The 24,395-nt window shown below is 53.7% G+C and carries 23 protein-coding genes and 2 pseudogenes; 11 read left to right on the top strand and 14 right to left on the bottom strand.

Annotated elements, in window-relative coordinates:
- Positions 1-60 precede the first annotated feature (60 nt).
- The 8 genes from KVT38_RS14405 to KVT38_RS14375 all read right to left on the bottom strand — a co-directional run bounded on the left by KVT38_RS14405 (position 61) and on the right by KVT38_RS14375 (position 7,699).
- The gene (locus tag KVT38_RS14405; protein ID WP_254639227.1) at positions 61-1,389 is read right to left on the bottom strand and encodes an ArgE/DapE family deacylase; all 1,329 of its coding nucleotides are present in this window, start codon (positions 1,387-1,389) and stop codon (positions 61-63) included.
- Between the two features lie 18 nt (positions 1,390-1,407).
- Positions 1,408-1,917: an ureidoglycolate lyase gene (locus KVT38_RS14400; protein ID WP_217594421.1), complete on the bottom strand. Its 510-nt coding sequence runs from the start codon at positions 1,915-1,917 to the stop codon at positions 1,408-1,410.
- A 53-nt stretch (positions 1,918-1,970) separates the two neighbouring features.
- Positions 1,971-3,032, bottom strand: coding sequence for an autoinducer 2 ABC transporter substrate-binding protein (locus KVT38_RS14395; protein ID WP_217594420.1), 1,062 nt, complete (start codon positions 3,030-3,032; stop codon positions 1,971-1,973).
- Positions 3,029-3,982, bottom strand: coding sequence for an ABC transporter permease (locus KVT38_RS14390; protein WP_217594419.1), 954 nt, complete (start codon positions 3,980-3,982; stop codon positions 3,029-3,031). The genes KVT38_RS14395 and KVT38_RS14390 overlap by 4 nt, the downstream gene beginning before the upstream one ends.
- Positions 3,979-4,941, bottom strand: coding sequence for an ABC transporter permease (locus KVT38_RS14385; RefSeq protein WP_217594418.1), 963 nt, complete (start codon positions 4,939-4,941; stop codon positions 3,979-3,981). The genes KVT38_RS14390 and KVT38_RS14385 overlap by 4 nt, the downstream gene beginning before the upstream one ends.
- Positions 4,938-6,311 (bottom strand): sugar ABC transporter ATP-binding protein, encoded by a 1,374-nt coding sequence (locus tag KVT38_RS14380; RefSeq protein WP_254639226.1) that lies wholly within the window; start codon positions 6,309-6,311, stop codon positions 4,938-4,940. The genes KVT38_RS14385 and KVT38_RS14380 overlap by 4 nt, the downstream gene beginning before the upstream one ends.
- Positions 6,312-6,317: 6 nt before the next feature.
- Positions 6,318-6,452, bottom strand: a complete 135-nt coding sequence (locus tag KVT38_RS35205; RefSeq protein ID WP_256454858.1) for a hypothetical protein — start codon at positions 6,450-6,452, stop codon at positions 6,318-6,320.
- Positions 6,453-6,688: 236 nt separating this feature from the next.
- Complete coding sequence (locus KVT38_RS14375) at positions 6,689-7,699, bottom strand: LacI family DNA-binding transcriptional regulator (protein ID WP_217594417.1); 1,011 nt, start codon at positions 7,697-7,699, stop codon at positions 6,689-6,691.
- Positions 7,700-8,170: 471 nt separating this feature from the next.
- Here KVT38_RS14375 and KVT38_RS14370 point away from each other — a divergent pair, with 471 nt between their 5' ends.
- Complete coding sequence (locus KVT38_RS14370; RefSeq protein ID WP_217594416.1) at positions 8,171-8,755, top strand: SCO family protein; 585 nt, start codon at positions 8,171-8,173, stop codon at positions 8,753-8,755.
- Positions 8,756-8,920: 165 nt separating this feature from the next.
- Here the strand turns inward: KVT38_RS14370 and KVT38_RS14365 are convergent, their stop codons facing one another.
- Complete coding sequence (locus KVT38_RS14365; protein WP_217594415.1) at positions 8,921-9,814, bottom strand: LysR family transcriptional regulator; 894 nt, start codon at positions 9,812-9,814, stop codon at positions 8,921-8,923.
- Positions 9,815-9,951: 137 nt separating this feature from the next.
- On the opposite strand from KVT38_RS14365, the gene KVT38_RS14360 reads away from it, so the two are divergent.
- The 5 genes from KVT38_RS14360 to KVT38_RS14340 are packed head-to-tail and all read left to right on the top strand — an operon-like array spanning position 9,952 to position 14,265.
- Positions 9,952-10,863, top strand: coding sequence for a 3-hydroxyacyl-CoA dehydrogenase family protein (locus KVT38_RS14360; protein ID WP_217594414.1), 912 nt, complete (start codon positions 9,952-9,954; stop codon positions 10,861-10,863).
- A complete protein-coding gene (locus KVT38_RS14355) occupies positions 10,860-12,047 on the top strand; it encodes an acetyl-CoA C-acetyltransferase (RefSeq protein ID WP_217594413.1) in 1,188 nt (395 codons plus the stop codon). Before KVT38_RS14360 ends, KVT38_RS14355 begins: the two co-directional genes overlap by 4 nt.
- 25 nt (positions 12,048-12,072) lie before the next feature.
- Positions 12,073-12,759 carry a CoA transferase subunit A gene (locus KVT38_RS14350; RefSeq protein ID WP_217594412.1) on the top strand — a complete coding sequence of 229 codons (687 nt, stop codon included), beginning with the start codon at positions 12,073-12,075 and terminating at the stop codon, positions 12,757-12,759.
- 36 nt (positions 12,760-12,795) lie between these two features.
- Positions 12,796-13,449 carry a 3-oxoacid CoA-transferase subunit B gene (locus KVT38_RS14345; protein ID WP_217594486.1) on the top strand — a complete coding sequence of 218 codons (654 nt, stop codon included), beginning with the start codon at positions 12,796-12,798 and terminating at the stop codon, positions 13,447-13,449.
- Between the two features lie 39 nt (positions 13,450-13,488).
- Positions 13,489-14,265, top strand: coding sequence for a 3-hydroxybutyrate dehydrogenase (locus KVT38_RS14340; RefSeq protein WP_217594485.1), 777 nt, complete (start codon positions 13,489-13,491; stop codon positions 14,263-14,265).
- Between the two features lie 67 nt (positions 14,266-14,332).
- Here KVT38_RS14340 and KVT38_RS35870 read toward each other — a convergent pair.
- The 3 genes and pseudogenes from KVT38_RS35870 to KVT38_RS35195 form a co-directional block, all read right to left on the bottom strand.
- Positions 14,333-14,599, bottom strand: a pseudogene (locus tag KVT38_RS35870) (transposase zinc-binding domain-containing protein); the annotation flags it as partial.
- A 163-nt stretch (positions 14,600-14,762) separates the two neighbouring features.
- Entirely contained in the window at positions 14,763-14,897 is a 135-nt protein-coding gene (locus KVT38_RS35200) for a hypothetical protein (RefSeq protein ID WP_256454857.1), read from the bottom strand.
- Between the two features lie 401 nt (positions 14,898-15,298).
- Positions 15,299-15,469 (bottom strand): annotated as a pseudogene (locus KVT38_RS35195) (IS110 family transposase); the annotation flags it as partial.
- A 700-nt stretch (positions 15,470-16,169) separates the two neighbouring features.
- Here KVT38_RS35195 and KVT38_RS14330 point away from each other — a divergent pair.
- From KVT38_RS14330 to KVT38_RS34770, 4 genes are all read left to right on the top strand, one after another.
- Positions 16,170-16,856, top strand: coding sequence for a zinc metalloprotease (locus KVT38_RS14330; protein WP_217594411.1), 687 nt, complete (start codon positions 16,170-16,172; stop codon positions 16,854-16,856).
- A 22-nt stretch (positions 16,857-16,878) separates the two neighbouring features.
- Positions 16,879-17,502, top strand: coding sequence for a hypothetical protein (locus KVT38_RS14325; protein WP_217594410.1), 624 nt, complete (start codon positions 16,879-16,881; stop codon positions 17,500-17,502).
- A gap of 169 nt (positions 17,503-17,671) precedes the next feature.
- Positions 17,672-18,469, top strand: coding sequence for a hypothetical protein (locus tag KVT38_RS14320; protein WP_217594409.1), 798 nt, complete (start codon positions 17,672-17,674; stop codon positions 18,467-18,469).
- Between the two features lie 18 nt (positions 18,470-18,487).
- A complete protein-coding gene (locus KVT38_RS34770; RefSeq protein WP_368859099.1) occupies positions 18,488-19,036 on the top strand; it encodes an MMPL family transporter in 549 nt (182 codons plus the stop codon).
- 603 nt (positions 19,037-19,639) lie between these two features.
- On the opposite strand, the gene KVT38_RS35190 is transcribed toward KVT38_RS34770, so the two are convergent.
- Positions 19,640-19,942 (bottom strand): DUF5597 domain-containing protein, encoded by a 303-nt coding sequence (locus KVT38_RS35190; RefSeq protein ID WP_217594408.1) that lies wholly within the window; start codon positions 19,940-19,942, stop codon positions 19,640-19,642.
- Between the two features lie 61 nt (positions 19,943-20,003).
- Positions 20,004-22,679, bottom strand: a complete 2,676-nt coding sequence (locus tag KVT38_RS14305; RefSeq protein WP_368859097.1) for an adenosylcobalamin-dependent ribonucleoside-diphosphate reductase — start codon at positions 22,677-22,679, stop codon at positions 20,004-20,006.
- A 329-nt stretch (positions 22,680-23,008) separates the two neighbouring features.
- Between KVT38_RS14305 and KVT38_RS14300 the strand changes: the two genes are divergently transcribed.
- On the top strand, positions 23,009-24,395 hold a 1,387-nt coding region (locus KVT38_RS14300; RefSeq protein WP_217594407.1), incomplete at its 3' end, for a DEAD/DEAH box helicase.

Raw genomic sequence — 24,395 nt, 5'->3', positions numbered from 1 at the left:
GGCCTTAACCTCCAAAGTTTGATCTAGCTGCAGCTTCCGCGCCAGCGCCGGATCGAATGCTCATGCCTCTTCGACGCCGCACCAGTCGACGATCGTTTTCGCGATCATTTTGACGGCCTGAATCACTTCCTCCACCGGCGTGAATTCGTCGCTGTGATGAGCCAGGCTCGGATCGCCCGGACCGAAGTTGACCGTCGGAATGCCGACGTTGACCGGCCAGCCCATGTCCGTATGGAAGCCCAGCCCTTCGATCTTCCCTTCTTCGCCGATCGCCTTCAACGAGCTGACGCAGGTCTGCACGAAAGGATGAGCGGCATCGGTCTCCGCGCAGTCGGCGTCCACCAGCCACTCGATCTCCGGCGGATGCTCGCTCAGCCATGGGTCCTCCTTCGCCGCCGCGGCGAGAAATGCCGTCAGCTCCTTCTTCACGTTGCCGCCAACCAGCTTCTCGTCGCGTTCGGACGGCAAATACTGCGCATTAAACACAATCTCCGCTTCGTTCGCAAACGAAGTCGGATACTCGCCGGCGTTCAGCTGCGCGACATGCACCTGGCACGGGATCGACAGGTACGGATGCGTCTTGCGCACCGCCCAGTCTTCGTTCAGACTGTCGAGCTTGCCCAGCACATACCGCGCCTTTTTGATCGCGTCGACCGCGCCGCCGTCCTTCCAGTCCGCCTGCGGCATCTCGATATGTCCGCTGCGGCCCTGCACCTTGATCTTGCCCCACAATATGCCTCTGCACAGCGGAGCGATCGTGAGCGAGGTCGGCTCGGTCAAGATACAGGCGTCGGCCCGATAGCCATGATGAATGAAGTCCAGCGCGCCCATGCCGCCGGCTTCTTCGTCCACGACCGTCCCGACGACCACGGAACCCTTCGGTTTGAAGCCGCTGCGGAGGACCGCTTCGACCGCCATGATCATCGCGGCGACGCCGCCTTTCATATCGACCGTGCCGCGGCCGTACATTTTGCCGTCCTGGATGACGCCTTCGAACGGGTCGACGGTCCACTTGCTCCCCGCCATGACGACGTCGATATGGCCGAATAGCAGCAGCGACTTGCCCTTCGCATCGGGTTCGAAAGTCGCCGCCAGATTGGGCCGGCCTGCAAAGTCTCTGCCCGGATAGTATCCGGCCATTCCTTCATACTGCTTCAGCTCGTCCGCGACTGGCTCCCACAGCTCGGTGCTCGCACCGAGCCCGGACAGTTTTTCGAGCAAAAATTGCTGAAGCTCCTTTTCCTTCGAAGGCGCCGGTTCGTCGAAAAACCACGGGTTGACGCTGGGAATGCGAATGAGCTGCTGCAGAAAGGTCAGAATCTCCTCCCGGTGCCCGTCGATCCACTGCATGATGCGCTGTTCCTGATTCATACCTTCTCTGTCAATCATGCTGTTGCTCCTTCCGGGTTAGCCGAAGCGAATCGTGTCGTCGTTTTGAAAATTCACCCACGGATTCACCATCTCGTCGCCGAACTTGTCGGCTTTTTTCTCGATGCCGAACAGATACCGGGCGTCGTCCCCGGCCGCATACGCCGGGCTGTGCCAGACGCCGCGGCCGATCACGATCGCTTGACCGGGTTTTATTTTGAAGCACATCGCCGTAGCGGGGTCCGGCCTCTCTTCCGGATCGTCGATGTCGGCGCATCGCGCCACAGGCTGGATAATCTCCCGGTCGAACGTGAGCAGCAGCTCCTCGCGGCTGACATGCCGCTCCATCGCAGCCACGACCAGCTCGCGCCGCCTGGTAACGACCAGGCCGAAGCCGATCGGCACGTTCGCATCGAGCATCTGGACATAGCTCCAGCAGTCCCAGCCGTCCCCGGTCTTGGAAGGGGCGCCGCCGGGCAGATCGATCACTTTGCCATAGGGAGCGAACGCCTGCGGCGTCAGCTCCTGAATTTGCAATTGATGCTGCATGAAATGAACCTCCCAAAGATCTTTCAAAGCAATCTTTCAATACAAAAGCGCAATTAGAAACCGAAGCTGTCCACGTTATCCTTGGTCACCTGAAGCGTGCCGATGAAGACGTTTTTGCCGTCCACGATCACCTTGCCGACCGTCGGAATGTCCATGCCGTCCGTGATCTCCTTGCCTTGCGCCAGCTGATCGAGCACATAGACCGTCGTGTAGGCCAGCTTACCCGGATCCCAGATGATGTCCGTCTTGATCGTGCCGTTTTTGATATAGTTTTTGACGACGCTCGGCACGGCGATGCCCGTAATCGCAACCTGGCCTGCCTTCAAGGTGCCTGCTTTGACCGCCTGCTCGACGACTTCGGCCGCTGCCGGCGGCTCGCCGCCCGCGAAGCCGATGATGCCGTTCAGATCCGGGTAAGTCTTGATCAGATTTTGCGCGTTGGCGTAGGCCTTCTGCTGATCGTCGTCGCTGGAGACGGTCGTCACCACCTCGATGTCCGGATAGTTCGCCGCGAAGTATGCCTTGGCCGCGTCCGACTTGGCGATTTGATTTTCCGAGCCGAGTCCTGCGACCATGAAGGCCACTTTGCCCTTGCCGCCGATCTCGTCGCCGATCGTCTTGGCCAGCAGCTCGCCTACGGTCTTGTCGGTGTCCGGAGCGACATAATATTGACGGTCCGTCTCGGGTGCGTCGCTGTCCCAGGTCACGATCTTGACGTCCTGCCCGAGCGCCTTCTTGAAGATCGGACCGACAGCCTTCGCGTCGTTCGGCGATACGCCGATGCCGTCCACCTTGCGCGTCAGCATGTCTTGAATCATGTTGATTTGCTTGGCGGAGTCGGCTTCGGTCGGCGCGTTGTAGACGACCTTGACGTTCAGATCGCCGGCTGCCTGCTCGGCTCCCTTCTGAGCGGCCGCCCAATAGGCCGGACCGATGGACTTCGGATTAATGAAGTACGTCCGGGATGCGGAGGACGAGCCGGCGGACGCGCTCCCGCTGGCGGCCGGCGCCGCTTGACTGCCGCCGCCGTTGCCGTTGTTGCCGTTGTTGTTGCCGCATGCCGCCAAGCTTAGTGCCATAACGCCTGTGAGTACGGTCAAAATTACTTTTTTCATTGAAAAGACCTCCCTTTAAATGATTTGTTGCCTACAGCGATGAGCAGTAAAGCGCCCAGGATAACCGCCTGATAGAGTACCGATACCCCCAGCAGATTCAAGCCATTGCGCAGGAAAACGATGATCAGCAGCCCGACGAACGTCCCCGACAAGCTCCCCCTCCCTCCGAAAATATGCGTGCCGCCTATCAATGTAGCTGTGAGGACATCCAGCTCTATATTGGTACCTGATGTCGCTTCCGCGCTTGCCAGACGCGACACCAGGAAGACACCAGCCGTAGCCGAGAACAAGCCGCTGAGCAGGAACAAGATCATTCGCGTTCGCACGACGGAAATCCCGGAGTAGTGAACCGCTTCTTCGTTGTTGCCAATGCCGTACACGTATGTGCCGAACCTTGTGCGCTTCATGACGAAGTTGGCCAGCAAGAACAGGAGCGCAAGGAAAATCGCGTTAAACGGAACGCCTGCGACATACTCCTGGCCGAGGAAATAAAAGCTGTCCGGGTACCCGCTAATCGGCCTGCCCTCATTGAACACGTACACAAGGCCTCGCAGCATGACCAGCATCCCGATCGTCACCACGATCGCCTGCATGCGGTGCCGGGCGATCAGGTAACCGTTGACCGCGCCGCACAGCAGTCCCGCGACGAGCGCGACGACGACGCTGGCCCAGATGTTCAGGCCATGCTCGAATGCGATACCCATGCAGACGGCCGAGAAGCCGAGGATCGAGCCGACCGAGAGATCCATCGCGCCCGAGATGACGATCATCGTCATCGGGATCGCGATCAAGCCGACCTCGACCATTTGATTGAACACGTTCATAAAGTTCGTGACGGTAAAAAAATAGGGGGAGAGGAAGCTGAACAGGACGAGAATGAAGAGCAGCAGGAAGAGCTGGACCAGCAGCTTGTTCTGCCTGAACGGGAGCCGAATCGTCCGTTCGCTCATAGCAGATCACCCTCTTTGCTTTTGTTTTGTCTGATTCGCTGCAACGTATTGATGACAATTGCCAGAATAATCAGAAATCCGGTCGTGGCATCTACCCAAAAAGGCGAGATCTTGGAGATGATCAAGCCGTTTTTGATCATGCCCATGAACAGAACGCCGATCATCGTACCCGCCACCGTACCGACGCCGCCAAAGATGCTGCCGCCGCCGATGAGCACGGCTGCCATCACTTCGAAGGACAGACTGCTCCCGGCCGTCGAGGCTTGTACGCTCCCTACCTTCGATGCGAAGATCACCGCGGCGATGCCGACCAGCATGCCCGTCCACACGTAAACGGTGAACTTCGTCCGGGCGACGTTGATGCCTGCCAGCTTGGCGGCGGAACCGTTTCCGCCGATCGCATAAATCTTGCGCCCGCTTCGGGTAAATCTCATCACGTAGATGAAGATGGCGATCAATACGATTGCAACGAGCAGCGGGAAGGACGCGCCGAACAGCTCGCCTTGGCCGAAGTAACGGAAGCCTTCGGGGAAGTTGGTCATCCATGTGCCGCCGCTGATGCCGACCGCGATGCCGCGGAAAATATACATAGTCGCCAGCGTCACGATGATGTCCGGAATTTTCCACTTGGCGATAAAGTAGCCGTTCACGGCCCCGCACAGGACGCCGATGCAGACGCCCAGCAGCGCTGCGAGCCACGGATGCATCCCGTGATTGAGGAAGACGCCCACGGAGGTGGCGGTAAGCGCCAGCACGGAGCCGACGGACAGGTCCATGCCGCCCAGCAAAATAACCATGGTCATGCCGATCGCAACGATGAAGGAGGAAATGTTCTGATCCAATATAAGCCTGGCGTTGTCAAACTGGAGGAAATCCGGGGACAAGCTTGAAAACAAGGCAATAACGATCAAAGTGAATAGGATAATGGGCGCTTCGTGAATATTGGCGATCCGCTTCATGAGAAGCCTCCTTCCGCAGCGCGCGGATGCGAAGCGCGTCCGAGCAGCTGCTCCTGGTCGGCCTCCCCGCGGGCGAACTCGTGCACGATCTCGCCCTTGTACAGAACGAGAATGCGATCGCTGAGCCCGATCACCTCGGGCATCTCCGAAGAGATCAGCAGAATGCTTAAGCCCTCTTGCGCCAGCTGGTGTATGATGCCGTAGATCTCCGCCTTGGCGCCCACGTCGTCGCCGCGGGTCGGCTCTTCGAGAATAAGAATCTCCGGCCGGGCCGCCAGCCACTTGCCGATGACGTCCTTCTGCTGATTGCCGCCGCTCAGGAAGTCGACGCTCTGCTCATCGCTTGGCGCCTTGATCCGCAGCTTGTCCACATATTCCCGGCTCACCTGTTCGATCCGTTTCCCGTCCAACAGCGGGCCCTTCGAAAGCTCGGGCAGCAGCGGAAGCGAGAGATTCTGGCGGATGGTCATCGGCTTGATGATGCCCTGGCGGTGACGATCCGGCGGCACATAGGCGATGCGCTTCGCCTTGGCGTCCGCGGGACGGCGGATTCGCACCGGCGCACCGCCTACGAGAACGTCGCCCGTTCCCCGCTTCAGACCGAACAGCCGCTCGGCGATCGTATGGGAACCCGAGCCCGGCAAGCCGAACAGTCCCAGAATCTCGCCTTTGCGCAGCTCGAACGACACGGCGTGGGCCGCGTCCAGCGATAGCTGCCTGACCTCCAGCACCCGTTCGTCGCCGGGCTCCTGATCGCGGACCGGGTAGAGCTGATTCACTTCCTTGCCGACCATCATCTGAATCAGGCTTTGCTCCGTGACCTCTTCGATGCGCCGGGTATCGATCCAGGCGCCGTCGCGGAGCACGGTCACCTTGTCCGCGATCTCGAATATTTCCTTCATCCGGTGCGAGACGTATACGATCGCGACGCCTTGCGCCTTCAGCCGCTTCACAACGTCGAACATCTTTTGCACTTCATTTTCGGGCAGCGCCGCCGAAGGCTCGTCCATGATCAGCACATCGGCCTTAAAGGAAAGCGCCTTGGCGATCTCGATCACCTGCTGGCTGTGCACGCCCAGGTGGCGGACTTCGCGGCGAACGTCGATCTCACCGCCGCCGATCGAGTCGACGAGCCGCTGCGCCTCGGCGTTCAGCTTCGACCATCGGATCCGCCCGAGCCTGCCGACCATCTCCGGACGATCAATGAAGATGTTCTCGGCTGCGGACAGGTTGGCGAACAAGTTGAATTCCTGGTGGATGATCGATACGCCCTGCTTCTGGGCGTCGAGCGGGCTGCCGAACGCGACCTCCTTGCCCTTCAGGCGGATCACGCCCTCCGTCGCTTGGTACACCCCGGAGAGAATCTTCATGAGTGTCTATTGACCGGCATCGTTCTCGCCCATCAGAGCATGAACCTCGCCCGGATAAAGTTCGAATCGAACGTTGGACAAAGCCTTCACGCCGGGAAATTCCTTGCTGATTCCTTCCATCGTCAGAACCGGCTGATCCATGATAACTCCCTCCCTCTATCGGTCGATAGGGTTATTCAGGGCTTGCGTAAGGCTGATTTTGCGTATGTTTAACAAGACTCAGCGTTAATGCATCAAAGTCTTTGGGTGCAGCAATGCGATTTTCTTGAAAAATAGCGGGGAGTGTTCGTCGGGCATTGCCTTGCGAGCGGACAGCTTCGCAGTCAAATAAGCTGCCATCGCTCGCGTAGCCGCCGCCGGCATCCTAGCACGGTTTACTACATTTTTTTGACGGAGCCTCGTTTGAGCAGTTCTACGCTAAGCACGACACGCATGGGATTGCCCTGCTCCTGCGATGCGTCTCTAATCTTGCGAACGAGCAGTTCCGTCGCCTGCACGCCCATCTCCCTGGTCGGTCTGCGTACGACCGTTACCTGCGGCTTTACGAATTGCGCCAGCTCGTTCTCGTCGAAGCCGATCAGCGAGATATCCTCCCCCAACTCCAGATTCAGATCACGGATGGCCCGGATGGCGCCTTTGCACAGTACGTTGTTGGCGGCGAAGATGGCCGTTGGAGGCTTCTTGGATTGCAGCAGCTCGGTGGTCATCCGGTAGCCCTCATCCTCCGCCCAGCGGCCCTGCTTATGGAGATCGGGATCCGGCTTAAGTCCGCTCTCCAGCATCGCTTGCTGATAACCCCAGAAACGGTCCTTCCCGTCGTTGAAGTCGTGCTCGCCGTCGACGATGGCAATCCGTTCGTGCCCGAACTCGATAAAATGCTTAATCGCCTCGTACGCCCCGCGGTAGTTGTCGATCATCACGCCGTCAAAACCGCAGTCGTTGAAATATCGGTCCACGAGGATGGTCGGCTTCTGAATTCTCCGGTAAAAATCCGCCTCCTTGTGGCTGCCGATCATAATAATGCCGTCCACGTTTTTCCCCAGGAAGCTCTCCAGAAACTCTTCTTCCTCGGTCTCGTCTCCGTTGGTCGAGAGCACCAGCGTAAAGAATCCTTCCCGCTTCGCCACCTCTACCGTGCCTTCGATCACCGCCGTGTAAAAGGGATTCTGAATATCGGGCACGACGACGGAGAGCATCTTCGTCTTTTTGTTTACCATCGAGGCGGCCATCGTATTCGGCACGAAGTTGAGCTCTTGTATGATCTTGAGCACCCGCTTGCGGGTAGCGTCGCTCACGCGGTCCAGTCCGTTGATGACCCGGGATACGGTGGCTACGGATACGTTGGCTTGCTTGGCTACGTCTTTGATCGTGATATTCCGATTCGACACGGCGCCCCCCAATTTCCGAAAGAAGTAATAACGTTTTTACGAATACACTTTCTTTTAATACGCTATTCCTTTTAAATACTCGATGTATTTTGTAAAAACGTTTACGCAATTTCTGTTTTCATTTTAATACACGAAAAATCAGATTTCAATAGGTTTCTGAAAATTAAATAAAAAGTAAAGCGCTATCAGTCATAAAATATGACGTGATTTTTAAATTTAAAGGAAATTATCGTAAAAAACCGATGATTACTTTTATTTTACGTAAGAATATATAACGCAATATATTTGATTCAGCTGTGTAAACTCGATCAGAATAACAAATCATACTCTTAAAGAGTCGCAATATTTGTAAATCCGAAGAATTGACCCTTTCGAGTCATAGTTCGTACAGCATGCCGGTGTTAGAATGATGTCGATTATATCGAGAGGAGCATCGGGATGTCCGATCGAATTCGAAGATACCTATTCCCTATGGTTTTGTGCACCACACTGCTTGTTCTAGTCGCTTATATTGGGTACAACAGGCTGCATCCGGACAACGGGCTTCGCGTGGTGGGCGCCGCTCCCAAGTTTTCGCTGCAGGATTTGAACGGTCAGCCCTTCAGCTCCGACAGCCTGGACGGTAAGGTGCGATTGATGGAATTCATGTTCACCAGTTGCCCGGACATTTGCCCGGCCACGAGCTACAACATGGTGCTCATTCAAAATGAACTGAAGAAACAGGGGATGTTCGGAGAGGAGATGAAGATGATCGCCGTTACGTTCGATCCCAAACGGGATACGCCGGAAGTGCTCCGGAACTATGCGGCCAAAATGAAAATGGATCTATCAGGCTGGGTACTGCTACGCGGCGAAGAAACGGAAACGGCCGATGTTGCCGGCCAATACGGCGCAGACGTGCAAAACTTTGGAGACGGCCAATTCGTACATAACGCGACCTCCCTCATTCTGATTGACCGAAAACAAAGAATTCGGCGTGTCTATAAGATGGGGATGGACATGGATAACGAACGCATCGTGAAGGATATTAAAGCGCTGCTCAAAGAGCGCGCATAACGGGAATGACCCACTGCAGCTCCGTCCACCGCGCTTCGCTCATCGTGCCTGTGCCGTTCGTTGTACAATGTTGGTTCCAACTGATCGAACAATCCCGCTTTTCAAAGCGGGATTGTCATTATCCAATGGCCGGTGGTCATCCACCGGCTCGCGATAATTAAATGCCTACCTTCCAGCCCTTCCGAATACCTGCTGAGCAAAACTGATCCATCCTTGCGCCGCATGGGACACATAGCCGTCCTTCTTCCATATGATCCCCAGATCCCAACGTATATCAGGCTCGATCAGGTGGATGACCTTAACCATGCCCGGATCGAACTTCGCGCAGATCGTCTCCGGAAGCAACGATATCCCTTCACCTGCGCATACCAGCTCATAGATGAAATCCCACTGCGTACTTTCGTAGGCAACCCTCGGCTCGAACCCTTCGCGGACGCACGCTTCCTTCACCCGATCATGCAGGTTGAATTCCTGATGGAAGAGAATGAACGATTCGTCCCGAAGATCGGTCAGCAGTACCTTCTCCCTCCCCGACAATTTATGTGACAGGGGAACAACCAGATTTAAATGTCTCTCCACAACCGGCACGATCTCGAACAGCCTCTCGTCAACCGGCAGCACGACCACGCCCAAATCTATCGCACCCTCCAGCAGCAGCTGTTCGATCCTCTTGCCTCCCTCCTCGACAAGCTGAATGTGGATATCCGGGTACAGTTGATGGAAATCGGAGATCACCTTGGGGAAGAAGCTTGCCCCGATTACCGGTGGCAGTCCCAAGGTGAATCGCCCCTTCCTCATCTCTGTCAAATCCGCTACCGCCGACAGCAGGTTCTGCATCGCATTCAATATCGTCTGGGAATGCGTCTGCACGACTTTCCCCGCTTCCGTTAACACGACTTTCCGCGTGGAGCGGTTGAGCAGCACGACGCCTAGCTCCTCCTCCAGGTTTTTTACCATTTTGCTCAGCGTAGGCTGAGAGAGATGAATAGATTCGCTAGCCTTGGAGAAGCTGGCATGACTAGCCACCGCCATAAAATAACTTAATTGCCGTAAATCCATAGCATTCTCACCTTTATATAGATAAATTGCATATATAATATTCTATATATGTATTTTACCTATAAAAATATCGATTGTAAAATAAGAATATAGGACCTGCATCATACGGTCTTGGCGTTCGATGAGGAGGCCATTTCATGATCAAGAGCATCGCTGTCCTGGGAGCCGGCACAATGGGGATCGGGATCGCCCATCTTTTCGCCACCCACGGCTTCGCCGTATCGTTGTATGAACCGAATGCAGCTTTGCTGCCTTCCGCCAGGGAGAAGCTGCTCTCGCTGGAGAGAGCCGATGAACATTGCGCAGTCCTCTTTTTCAGCGAACTTGAGAAAGCGGTTACAGACGCCGACCTGATCGTGGAAGCCGTTCCTGAGCAGCTGACGATCAAGCGGGACGTGTACGGTCGATTGGCACGGATCATTAAGGAACAGACCATCGTTGTCTCCAACACCTCCACCTTTGCGCTCGAAACGCTGGCAGAAGGACAGCCGTTCGCCGACAGGATGGTCATCACCCATTTTTTCAACCCGGCGCATCTTATTCCCCTGGTCGAGATCGTGGGATTGCCCACAACCTCTCCTGCGGACATGGAGGAAATCGTTGAGCTGATGCGCGTATGCGGGAAAGCCCCGATCGTACTTAACAAGGACGTTCCTGGATTTATAGCCAATCGCTTGCAAGCGGCATTGATGAGGGAAGCATGCTACCTGCTGGAAAACGGAGTTGCCGACGTCGAACAGATCGATACGGCCGTCAAGGAAGGACTCGGTCTGCGTTGGGCATTCAATGGGCCGTTCGAGATTGCGGATTTGGGCGGGCTCGATATTTGGTCCAAGGTAACCGGGCATCTCTTCCCCAAGCTCAGCGTGAGCACGGATGAACCGGAATCCATTTTGACGAGAACCGCAGAAGACCATCTCGGCATCAAAAGCGGCCAAGGTTATTACAGCTACGAGGATCCTGTCGGAACGGCCGAGGAACTGCATAGCAATCTGCAAAAGCTGATCTCGTTAAAAACGAATAAGAATACGGAGGGACCTCCCCAGTGACTACGAATAACGTGGTGATCGCAAGCGCGGTCCGGACCCCGGTCGGTAACTTCAACGGGATGTTCAAGGACGTTTCGGCCGTCACGCTGGGAGCCGTCGCCATTGCCGAAGCGATCCGCCGTGCGGGGATCGACCCCGCGCAAGTGGATGAAGTCATCATGGGCAATGTCCTGCAGGCAGGACTGGGCCAGAATCCGGCCCGCCAAGCCGCGCTAACCGCCGGGTTACCCGTAGAATGCACCGCGATGACGATCAACAAAGTGTGCGGGTCGGGAATGAAGGCGGTCAGCTTGGCTTATAACGCCATTATTTGCGGTGACAGCGACATCGTCGTAGCCGGCGGCATGGAGAATATGAGCTTGGCTCCATATCTGCTGCAAGGCGCCCGCTCCGGTTACCGGATGGGAGATCAGACCGTTACTGATTCGATGATCCGGGATGGGCTCTGGTGCGCAACGAACGACTACCATATGGGAATCACAGCCGAGAAGATTTGCGAGAAATATGGATTTAAGCGCGAAGAGCTAGATCGCTTTGCGGTGGACAGCCAGAGGAAAGCCTCCGAAGCCGTCTCAGCCGGACGGTTCACCGACGAGATCGTCAGCGTGGACATTCCGCAGAAAAAAGGCGCATCGCTGACCGCGGCCGCGGATGAGTACCCGCGCCCGGATACGACGCTAGAAGCGCTTGCCAAGCTGCGTCCGGCATTCAAGCCAGACGGAATCGTTACGGCCGGCAACTCTTCCGGAATCAACGACGGCGCAGCGGCGTTAGTCATTATGTCCGAACGCAGGGCCGCGGCGCTTGGTGTGAAGCCTCTCGCCATCGTTCGCTCTCACGCTTCTGCGGGCGTCGATCCCGCCATGATGGGAATCGGTCCGGTTCCCGCTTCGCAGCGCGCGCTCGAGAAAGCCAGTCTAAGCATGGCCGATATCAGCCTGCTTGAGGTGAACGAAGCATTCGCCGCGCAGTCTTTGGCCTTTACCAGGCATTTCGATGTTGATTCGGAGATCTTTAACGTTAACGGTGGTGCCATCGCCCTGGGTCATCCGATCGGCGCGAGCGGCGCCCGTGTGCTGGTTACGATGCTTCACGAGTTAAGGCGCCGCGGCTCCCGATACGGGTTAGCCTCGCTCTGTATCGGTGGCGGTCAAGGGATTGCGACCGTTGTCGAGGCCATTTAACGATGCGAAGGGAGACGATCGCGCGATGAAACAAATACTGCTTTCCTTTCAAGATGCCGTCAGCCGCATTCCGGACGGCGCGACGCTCATGGTCGGGGGCTTCGGCTTGGTGGGCATTCCGGAGCAGTTGCTTGTCGCGCTGGCTGACCGCGGCACTCGCAATTTAACCGTGATTTCCAATAATTGCGGGGTCGACGATTGGGGACTGGGATTGCTCCTCCGCAACAAGCAGATTAAGCGGGTCATCGCCTCCTATGTCGGTGAGAACAAAGAGTTCGAGCGTCAGGTATTAAGCGGCGAAATTGAAGCCGAACTTGTCCCGCAAGGCACGCTTGCCGAGAGAATTAGAGCGGGAGGCGCCGGCATACCGGCATTCTACACGCCTGCCGGGGTCGGAACTCCGTTAGCCGACGGACGCGAAACCCGCGTCTTCGGCGGCAAGGAATATATTCTTGAGCACGCTTTAACCGCTGATTTCAGCCTCGTTCGTGCGGCACGCGCAGATCGGATGGGAAATCTCATCTATAACAAGACGGCCCGCAACTTCAATCCGATGATGGCGACCGCAGGCAAGGTCACGATCGCGGAGGTGGAGCAGTTGTTTGAAACGGGCGATCTGCATCCGGAATCCATTGACACACCGGGCGTTTACGTACAGCAAATCATTGTAGGGAAACAGGAGAAGCGAATTGAGCGGCTAACGACACGTTGATTGGCCAAGGAGGAGAACGGAGAATTGAGCGAACCGATGTCCATTCGCGAACGAATTGCCAGGCGCGCGGAAAAGGAACTTCTTGACGGCTATTATGTCAATCTCGGAATCGGCATCCCCACCCTGGTTGCCAATTATATCTCGCCGGACAAACAAGTCGTGCTGCAGTCCGAGAACGGTCTACTCGGCATCGGCCCCTATCCGTCGCCGGATCGCGTCGACCCCGACTTGATTAATGCCGGCAAAGAAACCGTCACCGCTATGACCGGTGCAGCTTATTTCAGCAGTGCCGATTCGTCCGCCATGATACGGGGCGGGCATACCGATCTGGCTATTCTGGGCGGCATGGAAGTGTCCGCAGTCGGAGATCTGGCCAATTGGTCGATTCCCGGCAAGTTGGTCAAGGGCATGGGAGGAGCGATGGACCTGGTACACGGCGCGAAGAGGATCGTAGTCATTATGGACCATGTCAACAAGGCAGGTCAGCCCAAAATCCTTAACCATTGCAGCCTGCCCTTGACCGGCAAGCAAGTTGTGAATCGGATCATTACCGACCGGGCGGTTATTGATGTTACGGCTGAAGGCCTGCTTCTGGTCGAGGTCGCCGAAGGCTGCTCGATCGAGGATATCCGTGGCGCAACGGAGCCGCCGCTGCTGATGTCCGAAACGCTGCTGATGAATGCCTATTAGTGAGCTGGTTTAACGACTTCCGCGGAAAAGGTGAGGACCATTTACACGAATCGCGTTGTTATCGTCACCGGTGCCGCCCAAGGTATCGGACTGAATATTGCCGAGCGCTTTGCCCGGCAAGGCGCAACGGTCGTTCTTTCGGATCGCAACGGCCCTGTACTTGAAGTAGCCGTACGGGAATTAGCCGAGTCCGGCTGCAGAGCGGTTGCTATTCAAGCGGACATGACGGTGGAAAAGGACATCATCGAACTCATCGAACAAACGGCATCCCTGTATGGCCGATTGGACATTTTTGTCAACAATGCAGGCATGCAGCACGTCGCGCCAATCGAGGATTTTCCGACTGAAAAGTTCGAGCTCATGATCAAGATTATGCTGACTGCGCCCTTCATCGCCATCAAACACACCCTCCCCCTTATGAAGCAACGGAACTACGGACGCATTCTCAATATTGCTTCGATTAACGGAATTGTCGGTTTCCCGGGCAAAGCGGCTTACAATAGCGCCAAGCATGGGGTCATCGGCTTAACCAAAGTAGCGGCACTGGAAGCAGCCCCGTTCGGCATTACGGTTAACGCGTTATGTCCGGGTTATGTCGATACGCCTTTGGTGCGTGGACAGCTGCAAGATTTGGCCGCTGCCCGCAGCATACCCGTGGAGAAAGTGCTGGAAGAAGTCATTTTCCCGCTTGTTCCGCAGCGCCGATTCCTGGAAGTGGGCGAGATTGCGGATTATGCCCTGTTCCTCGCCAGCGAGAAAGCCAAGGGAGTTACCGGTCAGGCCGTCTTGCTTGATGGGGGCTATACTGCGCAATAACGTTTGAAGCAGTCAATGAAAATGAAGTCCAACCGCAACAGAGCATTGCTACTATACTCACGCTCCACAAAAAAACATCCCACAGCCCCTCATCAATCGTAAAACCACATGAAGATGATGAACCTGCAGCACGTCATCCATGAGCAACCGGCTCCACTCTTCGGTTTCCCCGCAGGAGCAGTGTGCAAAACCGTCCCTAACACCTGCAGGACACCATCTTCAAATCGTGGCATCCTTCACATACCAGGAGCTTGAAGCCATTACGCGCGTCGTCGCACTTCGACATATGGCACACTTCCAAATTTACGTTTCGCTGACATTGCTTTTGTATCATATTTTAACGTAAAAAGCCTCGATCAATGTTGAAAGGGGATTTAAGACTTTCCAGTTGCGTATACATCATAATATATGGGCTGTCTTTTCGGTCATGTTGCATGACCGACGGACAGCCCATTCGCCGTATGCTTTTTCAGAGAAAGTTGTGGCCGGCGCGCAGCCTATGTTCCTATAATCACGTTGGAAAAGTCGCTGTAATTATAGTAGTCGTCTGCGTCGACGAAACCGATAATCATGAGCACGATCAAGGCAAAGTAAACCACCGCCCCGATAATCCCGCAGATCAGGCCGGCCATGGCCATCCCCTCGCCTTGCTCGCCCGCGTCCGGATCTCCTCACTTGCTTGTGTCCGCTGTATCTTCTTTTGTCATTAAATAAATGCCTTTTACCCGGCTATTGTAAGATCAAAATGACATATGCTGTATCATTAAATGTCATAATACTAACTTATCGTCTCTTAAATTGTCAGTTATTTATAACTTCTGTTTTCGGCAAATAAGTACGGTGGTATTCCGCCGTAAGTTAGGGTACTCGTGATGATTAAAAACTGCGCAAAAAACCTCGATCAGAATTGATCGAGGCTTTCACTCACCAAAATCCTCTAAACAAAATTTTGAATCTTACTACGCCTTTCTATACTTGCAGTCATCTGAGGCATTTGCGTTCCCACAAAAACAAATATCTCAACGTCCTGCGGCAGGCTGGGTACGGCGTACCGTCCGTCATTGACCAGTTGGGCAATGACGCGTGCGTCTTTAACGTCATTCTTCGTCGGAGAATTGTCGTCGAGTTCTTTCGTCCGATTCACTTGCAGTGGATTCACCACGCCACACATAATATCTGCTGCTTTAAAATGATGCACAAGATTCGGTCGCAGCGAACTCCTTCCGCTAAAACAGCCGCTGGCGAGTTTCAAACTCGCCAACGGCTCTCTGTCATTGAATTTTGACATCCTGGAAAGTAGGCGTAGATCCACCTTAGACTCCGACTATCGTTCCACCCTGCTTATGAACTAAAATCAGTAATTCCTCATCAGTTTGAGTATTATTTTAGCAAGAAGATAACTCGAATCAAATTTACATATTTTAAATATTGTGTAATTTATTGTATACTAGATATATGTATCACATACGAGTAATTGGGAATTTCATAATAAGGTTGTAGTGAAATATTGTCTACAGACTATAAGTATCAAATCATTCTTTGATAAGGTTATACTCATAAATCGATTTCTTTAAAGGGATGTTAACTCATTCGTATAGGACAATTGGCCAAGTAAAGTAAATCTTGATAAATAAGTATGGTTCATCATTTTACATCTACAATAAATATTTTTACATATCTAGAAAATAGTACAATTTATCTATATCCAAAAATTTATACATAATTTACTACTTTGGGTGGATATCTAACTTATCCCAAAGGAAGGTGATGTGATGAGATCATAGGCCTTTAGCGCTCTTCTGTTTCAAGAATTTTTAATGAGCAATCTAATATTTCCTTTTGAAAGGTATGAAAACAAGCCATTTTTAATAAGTTACTATTGACGCAAAGGAAGTGTCCTTATAATGAAAAAAAAATTAACATTTACGCTGTCTATGTTTTCAATCTTTGCGTTCTTAACTAGTGCAAATTCTTTTGCTCACGAAATTTACTATGTAAAAAGTGGCTCGACGATCAGCACGATTCCACTCAGATGGACTCCAAAAAACACGAGCACTGGACGACTAAAAGTAATGATTAACCAACAAAGTCTATCCGGATCTTGGGCAACATACTATGAGGATGCTCGGACGGCTTGGCACTCTTCTGCGGTTCCTGTGGAAGTTACAACCGCCAGCGCATCACAAGTGCCAAATACTTATATGGTCACTACTACTCAGCAATATTGGGACACTATGTACCCCGATGGTTTTTTTACTGAAACATTAGGAGTTACAGAATTATATGATACTAATGGTTCATCTATTACTTCATACGCTACTGCGAATGCCTCTACCAAACAGCTAAAAGGGGCAAACATTTATTTAAATCCAAGTCCTAATTCAGGAACAGCTTATACTTATCGGTTTACTATGAGCCATGAACTCGGACATGTTCTTGCTTTAGGTCATTCTCATTTATCTGATTACTCGCCGGCTAATCCGAATACAGATCCTTCAATAATGAGTTATACGTATTTTACTAATGTCGGGACGAGCTACCTCCCCCAGAATCATGAAGTAAACGATGTTAAAAATATGTATGGATATTAATCCAAGGAAAGGAACACACCTTATGAAAAAATACCTTTTAATAGCCTGTACCGTTCTGGCGGTCACTGTCTATAGCAGCGTTGAGCTTTCGGGAAATAAAACCAAGGCGGCAGAAGAGCCCGCAGTAGAATCCCAAATTGTTGAAACTGCAAGCGGAAGGTTAATTCAAATTAGGAATCCCCAAAGCTTGAAGGAATTAGTTGATCATTCCCCTTTGATTGTCAAAGGAGAAATTGTTAAAGCGGAAAATGTACAAGAAGAAGTCCAATTAATAGAAGGAACTCCCGAGAGGACAGCAGTCGATGCGCAGGGCGGAAAATCAACTCATATTCGTTCGGGAACAAACTATACCATTTCAGTCACAGATGTAATAAAAGGGCAACTTGAAGATAAGGAAATCATATTGTTTATTAGGGAGGATGAAATAAATCTCCGCCCGGAATTGAAAATCAGCGATGAATTAATCTTTAACTTGGCTTTCAGCGAACCAATAGGTAGATACATCGACGTTCATCCTGTCGCAGGTTATTTAAAAGTTAATGCAGACAATAAAGTCATACCTATGTTCGACAGCACAAAAGAATTTGCGAATTTAAAAAACGAAGCATACGATGAAGTGAAGAGGAAAATCAAGGATATTGAATAACTTTAAAAGGAAAGCCGCTGTATTGCGGCTTTCCTTTTAAAGTTACGACCGTTGTTAGCTGCATCTTTCTTTCATTTATTATTCAAAGTAGATCCCCTACCAAAGGACTTTTGAGTGTTGTGCATGTATATTTCAAGCGAATAAACAACAATTGATCGGAGGGATCATTATGAAAAAATTGTCGGTAAAAATTATTCCGATCCTGATCTGTTTTGTCCTTACGGCAAGCGGTTGTGAAAGCAATGGCAAGGAGCAAGTAAACGTGAGCGATCTAATCATCCCCTTGAATATTACCGAAGTAATAAAACATCCTGAGGCGGATGTGCTAAAATATTTTCAAAAGAGACGTGAGAACATAGAAGAAATGGGCAACTACATTCTCGAGAATGAAAGTGTTTTCCAGTCCCGCCCTGTCATTCTTCATCAAGATTACAACATCATCAAGATTAAAGACCCCGCTATTCAGTCATTCGCTCAACAGCTATTCCAAGAAGATGTAATAAAAGAGATTTCCTCCTTAAACGATGACCCTACTAAAACCATTGATATTTTAATCGAAGAAGAACCTGGCTTGTTTCGACAAGGCATCATCTATATCAACCTACCGGAATTGCTTAAAGATGATCCATCAAAATTTAGTTACGTAAAAAACTATACGGATCTTGGCGGCAGCTGGTACTACTATGTCTACCACTATGACAAAGTTAAAGAGGAAAAACAGTACCGCGAGCTGGCTTGGAATCGTCTGTCTGATAAGGAAAAGAAAACTTTGACAACTCCGATGGAGAAAGCCATCGTAGTCCTGGAAGCTGGAGAAAACGTCGAGCAGCCGTTGGACCGAAACAAAAAACTAGAACTTGTTGTATCCGTTCAATTTAGCACAGAGTTGGATGGCTTGCTGGGAAACATTAAGATGTATTTTAATCCGATTACCATGGAATATGCGGGAAGCGATCTTCGCTACTAGCTCTCATACGAATATAGAATCCTCAACCTGCCAGATTACTTCTTTGGTCTTAAAAACAGTGGTAAAATCGTTACGGCTGCAGGCTTAATTATGGTGTCCGTATTCGCGAGCTTTATTTTCGCTGAGGATACAATGGAAAAATCGATGGGTCTCGCTCTGGCTTTCGGCATTTTCTTCGACGCTTTTATCGTAAGACTCATGATTGTACCGGCAGCCATGACACTGCTTGGTAAATCCGCCTGGTACTTCCCTAAGTGGCTTGTTCGAATACTGCCCAAGATAGATGTAGGAGGCAATCGCTTCTCAAGTGCCAAGCTGAACCACTCCGTAAAGTCGTTCAGTAAACAGTCTTTAACAGGCCAGTCGGTTTATCTGGCTGGCCTGTTCATTTTCATCACTATGAAAAGTTTTATAATAAAAGTGTTGCGCAAAATCGATTCCATAAGTATTGTCAGTTTGCTCGTCTACGGAACCAGTCTTTTGCTTCCTTGGTACCAAGGTAAATCCGGGATAGAATTGATGCATGAATCTTATATTCTCTTGTTCTCACGCTTTTGGTCGGAATAATCACCTTGTTCATTCGAAATTTTTGGACATGTTGCTTATTTTTCTTATTACGATATCTGATTTATTTTTTATTTACGAGCTGTTATTTTCGTTCAAGAATCTTTCGACATAACTTCCCGACATGGTACAGTACTTAGCATTATTAGGCTTGGGAATAGGCAGTATATTATATTTCAAAATCAGTTTTATATTCACCTTCATGGTAGCGTCCCTACTTACTTCATTTTTAACCAGTTTCATTTCGCTTACGACTCACCTTCCAAAAAGAATTGGTGGAGCGTTCTCCATTTTATTTCGATCAAACTGGGTTGATTAAAATAGAAATGGCTCTATTCCTCATATCAAAACACCCCATGTGCGGAATTTAAGCGCACATGAGGTTTCAAAATGGAACGTTTTAATTAAAACTGGGTTATACCTGCATTAATTATATTTGTACATTTCTCAACGAAGAGGGAGGCTGGTTGACTTGCGACTTTTAAGTACGCCTCATCACCATTCAAGACGCGTTCCCGTACCTATTCATTCTGATCGAAAGTTCCTTCTCCAATTCTAATATATCCGACTTTACACGTTTCTCGGTTTTTCGGAAGGAACTCAACACTAAATCCAATACCTAAATATAATTTCATAATCCGAGAGCTCGATGACGATTCCACCGGATATCGGTTTCCCTTCTTGCCTGGTTGAATAGGTTATGTTCAGATCATATTGGGAAAAAGGCAAAGTGCATCCCAGCGTGTTCTCTTGCAGAAAACCCGTCATTTTCCCGGTGCCACGGAATTTTTGAATGATCCCTAGCATGTTCCCCAGCAGTTCGTAACTGCGTGCGAGATAGGGTCCAGTACCATTCAGGGTAAAGCCGGAAGACTCAATAGTCAGCGCCGCTAGTAGATTGGTATCCACTGCGCTTTCTTCCAATTTTTCTATCCCTACTTGCCCGATTATCTGTATCGCCAGTCATCGGTTAGCTGCACTTGCTGTATCCGCAGTTCGTGCACGTCTTGCAGCCCTCGACGTTGATGAGCGACGCGGAGCCGCAGGACGGGCACAGGTCCGTCGAGGTGTGGCCGGACTTGCCGTAGCCGTAAGCCGCCGGCGCGGGAATCGCGGTCGCTGCGATCGAACCCGCTGCACTGCCGCTTGAAGCGTCGTCCAGCGCCTCGGATGCAGCGGCTTCTTCGGCCAGCATGCCGGCGTGCAGCTCGAGCGCTTTGGCGACGGCGTCCGCGATCGACTCGTCGCGGTTCGGACCGAAGCCGACGGCGCCGGAGCCGCCGATGCCCTTGAGGTGCTTGACGAGCAGCTGGACCTTGTCGCCGTGGTCGCCGTACCGCAGGAACAGCGAGCAGACGCGGCCGAGCGCTTCGGCCATCGCGAATACGTCGGAGCCTGCCTTGCCTACGTTAAGGAAGATCTCGCCAGGCGTGCCATCGAGGTCGTTGACCGTAATATACGCCATGCCGAACGGCGTATTGAACTTGTACGTCGCCCCACGCAGAATTTTCGGGCGGCTCTTGTAGGCTTTGTCGGCCGGCGCCGACACGACAGGCACAACCGATGTTGCCGGCGCGCTAGGCGCCGCTTGAGCCGACGTCGCCGGCAGTACGGCTTGCACCGCCGCTACCGCTTCGGCGATCGGCGCCGCATCGTCCTTGCCCTCTTCCTTTTTCTCGTCCTTTTTTTCATCCTTCGTCGTGCTCAGCACCTGCACGTCGCGGCTGCCGTCGCGGTAGATCGTGACGCCCTTGCAGCCCAGCTCGAACGCGAGCTCGTACAGCTCCGCCGTCTCCTCAACCGTGAAGTCGGACGGACAGTTCGCCGTCTTGGAGATCGAGCTGTCCACCCAGCGCTGGATCGCGGCCTGCGCGCGGATATGATCCTTCGCGGACAGATCCATCGCGGTCACGAACCACGCCGGCAGCTGCTCGCCGGGATGCGCGTCCTGCCACTCCTGCGCGATCGGCACGAGCTGCTTGTCGTAGCCGAGCCGGCTCTGCCGGAAGAACTCGAACGCGAAGTACGGTTCGATGCCCGTCGACGTTCCGACCATCGTGCCGGTCGAGCCCGTCGGCGCCTGCGTCAGCACGGTGACGTTGCGCATGCCGCGCTCGCGCACCGCCGCGCCGACCTCCGGATACGTCTCGATCATGTTTTTCATGAAGCCGCTTTGCAGGAACGGCTCCGCATCGAATGCCGGGAACGAACCTTTCTCAGCTGCGATCTCCGTGGAGGCCAGGTATGCCTCCTTCGCCATAAAGCCGTACAGCTTGTCGAGGAACGCGAGGCTCTCCGGGCTGCCGTAACGGATCTCGAGCCGGATCATCAGCTCCGCGAGTCCCATCGTGCCGAGACCGACGCGGCGTTCGAGCTTCTGATTCGCCTCATTTTCCGGGAAGTGATAAGGCGTCTTGTCGATGACGTTGTCGAGGAATCGCGTCGAATATCGGACGACCCGTCCAAGCTCTTCCCAGGCGACGTCATGCTTCGCTTCGTCGTAGAAGCGGGACAGATTGACGGCCGACAGGTTACAAACACCCCATGCCGGAAGCCCTTGTTCTCCGCATGGATTAGTGCAAATTATAGGATTAAAGTACCAGCTGTTCGACATCTGATTGTAATACTCCATAAACACGACGCCCGGCTCGGCCGATTTCCAGGCGGACTCGATGATCGTGCGCCACACTTCGCGCGCGCGGACGGTGCGGTACGGGATAACCTGCTTGCCGAGCGACTTCCACTTGTCCAGATCGCCGTCCCACAGCGCGTCGTACTCGGCGTCGGACGTGTCGGGGAACACGAGCTCCCAGTCCAGGTCCTCTTTGACCGCCTTCATGAAGCCGTTGCTCACGCAAACCGACAAATTGGCGTTCGTAACCTGCCCCATCGTCTGCTTAACCGTGATGAAATCGACGACGTCTGGATGCCAGTCGTTCATCATGAGCATGAGCGCGCCGCGCCGGCTGCCGCCCTGTTCGATCAATCCGGTCGTGTAGCTGAACAGGCCGCCCCACGACACGGCGCCGCTTGAGGAGCCGTTCACCCCGCGCACGATCGACCGGCGCGGACGCAGCGACGACAGATTGATGCCGACGCCGCCGCCGCGCGACATGATCTCGGTCATCTCGGTCAGCGTCTCCATGATGCCGCCTCGGCTGTCCTTCGGCGACGGAATAACGTAGCAGTTGAACAGCGTCAGCTCGTCGCTGGCGCCGGCTCCCGCCGCGATGCGGCCGCCCGGCACGAGCTTCCAGTCGTCGAGCAGCCAGCGGAAGCGCTCGCGCCACGTTTCCTGACGCTCCGGCGCTTCGACGGACGCCATCGCGCCCGCCAGCCGGTCCCACATTTCCTCCGGCGTCTGCTCGATCGTCAGCGTCAGCTTTTCCGGCGACGTCTCGACCAGATCGCCCGCGCGCGTGCGCACGGTCACCCGCTTGCCGTCCCGTGCGACAACCTCGCCGACTTCCTTGGCCGGGAACTTCGGATCGTCCTTCGTCAGCGCCAGCACCGTGTCGCCGACCTTGACCGCGTTCGTATCGGCGTTTTTCCATGCGTACCGATCGAGGAAAATTTTCTCGCTCAAACCTTCGAGACGACGGCCTGCGGACTTGTTCGCCCCGCCGTTATTCAATTGGACGCTCACTTCGCCACTCTCCTCATAGGACACAATATATTGCGACTTTACCCATTATACGCTACGAAATATAGATATTCGAGAGGCTCATCCGTCAATTGCGACAAATGTCCCAAAAAATTCGGGCATCCGGCGCGAGCTGCCGAACGCGCCTGATTAGGTGACGTACGGAGGTTATGAAAAACGCGCGCTTGCTCATACTAGAAGAATAGACCCAAGAGGAGGAGAAGCGTCTGCGTCCCCCATTCCATCATCCCCACGGCTCCGAGGCCGAAGTCAAAATCGCCGTCAGCATCGCCCCTTCCCTCGCGCCGGACGAAGGCGCGACGCCGGCCAGCATGCAGCCGAACGCCCTCCCTTCCGGCAGCAGAACGGCGAATGCCGCCGCCGCGTCTGAGGAAGCTGCACGCAACGTCCGCAAGCTGCATCCGCTCGTCGACCTGCACGTCGACCGCGCCGCGTTCGAAGAACTCGAGCGCAGAGCCGACCGCGGAGGGCCGTGGGACGACTGGTCGCTGTACAAGATGTCGTGGGAAGCCGAGGAAGCGCAGCTAGTCACCGACTTCCACGAACTGCAATGCATGCGGGTGCTGCCCGGCCTCACGCCGCTTCCCCATCAGGAGGATACGGCCCGGCGCGTCCTTCACGAGATGCGGGGCAGAGCGATTCTCGCAGACGAAGTCGGTCTCGGCAAGACGATCGAAGCCGGATTGATCCTGAAGGAGTACATGGTCCGCGGGCTCGTGAAGCGAGCGCTCATCCTCGTGCCGGCATCGCTCGTCCTGCAGTGGGTGCGCGAGCTGAACGGCAAATTCGGCATTCCCGCCATCGCGCAGAAGAAGGCTTATCACTGGAACAACGATATCGTCGTCGCCTCGATCGACACGGCCAAGCGCGACCCGCACCGCGAGCTGCTGCTCGATACCGAATACGACATGCTCGTCATCGACGAGGCGCACAAGCTCAAGAACAAGAAGACCGGGAACTACCAATTCGTCAGCGACATCCGAAAGAAATATTGCCTGCTGCTGACGGCGACGCCCGTGCAAAACGACATGAACGAGCTGTATAACCTGATCACCCTGCTCAAGCCCGGCCAGCTCGGCGGCGAAGGCGACTTCTCCGCGAACTACGTCGCCGGCAAGCGGGTCGCCAAAAACGAAGACAAGCTGCAGGAGGCGCTCGGCCAGGTCATGATCCGCAACCGCCGCACCGACGGCGGTGTCGAGTTCACGAAGCGCTTCGTGGCCAACGTGCCGCTGCGGCTGTCGCCCGAGGAGCAAGCGCTGTACGAGGCCGTCACCCGCTACGTCCGGGAGAACGCGACCGTCGAAGGCGTCGACATGTCCAGCATGCTGTCGCTCGTCACGCTGCAGCGCGAAGTATGCTCGAGTCGCGACGCGGTATTTCTGACGCTCGTCAACCTGTTCAAAAAAACGCCCGAAGACTCTCCGCGCCGCCCGAAAATCTGGGAGCTCGTCGAGTTCATTCGCAACGTCAAGGCGAACACGAAGGCCGAAGCGACGATGAAGCTCATCGAGGAGATCGGCGATAAAGTCATCGTATTCACCGAGTACCGCCAGACGCAGGAATACCTCCTCCGCTTTTTCCAGGAGCACGGGCTGATCGCCGTCCCCTACCGCGGCGGGATGAACCGTGGGAAAAAGGACTGGATGATGGACCTGTACCGCAGGCGCACGCAGGTGATGGTGGCGACCGAGGCCG

This window comes from Cohnella sp. GbtcB17, assembly GCF_019091135.1.
In the GTDB taxonomy this organism is placed as follows: domain Bacteria; phylum Bacillota; class Bacilli; order Paenibacillales; family Paenibacillaceae; genus Cohnella.
The sequence above is the reverse complement of the archived record's forward strand: the minus strand, read 5'-3'. Positions and strand labels throughout refer to the sequence as shown.